1 protein-coding gene and 1 pseudogene are annotated in these 2,502 nt (G+C 45.0%); both read left to right on the top strand.

The annotated features are described in order from the left end of the window. Nucleotides 1-51: 51 nt before the first annotated feature. Nucleotides 52-1,926 (top strand): NB-ARC domain-containing protein, encoded by a 1,875-nt coding sequence (locus AC5JM2_RS20840; protein ID WP_495836751.1) that lies wholly within the window; start codon nt 52-54, stop codon nt 1,924-1,926. Nucleotides 1,927-1,994: 68 nt separating this feature from the next. After that, nucleotides 1,995-2,502, top strand: a pseudogene (locus tag AC5JM2_RS20835) (hypothetical protein); the annotation flags it as partial.

The following is a 2,502-nucleotide window of genomic DNA, read 5'->3' as shown; positions in this document are numbered from 1 at the left end:
TAGTCGAGGTTTTGGGATTGAGATATTTATCCTCTTTTTTTGGCGAAGGTATTGAGTAATCCAGCTAATTACAAGTTTTGTTCAAATTGTCGTACACCATCAAGCCATTCCCACAGTTTTCAAACCTTAGAGCCTACCCCTGCTATAGAAGAAGCCACTGTCAAACTAGAAGTATCTTCTGAACTATCACAAAAAATTTCAGGTAATGAGAATGTTGTCCAAAACGCCAAAGGTGACAATAATATCGTAGTTGGCAGAGTAGAGGGCAGCCTAACTATCAATTATCGTCACGCGATTGGTAAACATTTTCAAGCACCTCCACTGCCAACTTATTACGTAGATAGACCAGAGTACACCAAAGACCTGAAGAATCGCCTACTTGCAGAATTACCAGATACTCGTAGTTTGGTAGTTAGTGCTATTCATGGCTTAGGTTCTGTAGGTAAATCGACCCTAGCAACTGCTTTGGCACATGATCTTGATGTGCAAACACACTATAGTGACGGTATTCTTTGGGCAACTTTAGGTCAGCAACCGGATGTCCTCTCCCTACTAAGCGGTTGGGTGCAGGCTTTGGGTGACTATGACTTTAAACCAACCAGTGTAGAAGCTGCTACCACTCATCTACGTACTTTGCTACATGATAAAGCAATATTGTTAGTAGTAGATGATGCTTGGGAAACAAAACACGCTCAAGCATTTAGCGTTGGAGGCTCTCGTTGTCAAGTACTAGTTACAACTCGTGAAGGTGCGATCGCGGATGCATTAGGAGCCAGCACCTATAGTTTGGATGTGATGGAGCCAGAGCAGGCTATGGAACTGCTGACAAAGAAGCTAGAGCGTGACCTAAAAGATGTAGAACGTCAGCCTGCAGCCGATTTAGCAAAAGCGGTTGGCTATCTACCTCTGGCGTTGGAACTGGCTGTGGCTCAGGTTGTCAGCAATGTATCCTGGGCAACTCTGTTAAAAGATATTCAAGGGGAAATTGCTCGGTTAAAAACATTTGACAGACCGGGATCTACAGGAAGTAGTGATGAAGCTTCTTTAAAAAAGCTCAGTTTAACTGCATCATTCAACTTGAGCATACAGCGTTTGGAAGAACCTGATCGCGAGAATTTTACATGGCTGGGGGTGTTACCTGAAGATGCAACGATTACTGACAAAATGGTGGTAACACTTTGGGATCTGGATGATGCGCGCGAGGCTTCTGATATTTTGGAAGATTTACGAAGTAAAGCGCTGCTATTGCCTGGTGTGACTCTCGGTGACGAAACCCGCACATATCGTTTACACGACTTACTGCATGACTTAGCACGTAATTTGTTAACTGCTCCCACAAAACCAAAACGTCGCGGTGATTTGCCTGGATTGGGTTTGAAGTTGGTTGATGCTCATACCAGGTTTTTGGAGCGATATAAAGAAAAAACCAAAAATGGGCAATGGCATACTTTACCAGATGACGGTTATATTCATCAGCGTCTTACTTGGCATTTTGAAAAGGCTTTAAAAACAGAGGAAATTCACGAATTGTTGCAGGAGGAAACTGAGTCAGGACACAATGGGTGGCATGAAGCGTGCGATCGCCTAGGACAATCTGCCAATTTTGTCATAGATATTGCCCGTGCTTGGCGATTAGCTGAGGAGATATATAAGGAGAACCCCTCTAAATCAATTGGATTACAGTGCTTTTATGCCCTGATAACAGCTTCCTTAAACAGTTTGGCTGCCAATCTACCCAACGATCTACTGATTGCACTGGTTAATAAAAAGGTATGGACTCCTAATCAAGGACTAGCTTATGCCCTGCAAAGTTCAAATCCATCTCAAAAAGCTGATTCGCTGACAGCGCTTGCCAATCATTTACCACCAGATCTCGAAAAACTAGCACTGGAAAAAGCACTGGCTGCCGCCAAACAGATCTCGTAACCGAAATCTGATAGTTGTTTGTCAACTGTTTTTAATAACAGTTCAATGTACTTTATTATGCAATTTATATGCCGATTCGCTTAAAAAAATATAAGTCTCCTCGCGCCCTGGCACTAACCGCCTTAGCGGACAAACTGCCACCAGAATTATTACCCGATGCACTGGCTGCGGCCAAACAGATACAGGATGGGTACAGTCGCGCCCACGCACTAACCGCCTTAGCCAACAAACGGCCAGAATTATTACCCGATGCGCTGGCTGCGGCCAAACAGATACAGGATGGGTACAGTCGCGACAACGCACTATCCGCCTTAGCCAACAAACTGCCACCAGAATTATTACCCGATGCATTCGCTGCCGCCAAACAGATTCAGGATCAGGAATATCGCGACGCCACACTATCCGCCATCGCCTCCAAACTGCCACCAGAATTATTACCCGATGCATTCGCTGCCGCCAAACAGATTCAGTCTGAGTTTTATCGCGCCCAGGTCCTATCCGCCATCGCCTCCAAACTGCCACCAGAATTATTACCCGAAGCACTGGCTGCCGCCAAACAGATTCAGCATGAGTCAA

Source organism: Brasilonema angustatum (assembly GCF_059505445.1).
This window is presented reverse-complemented; position numbering and strand designations above follow the sequence as displayed.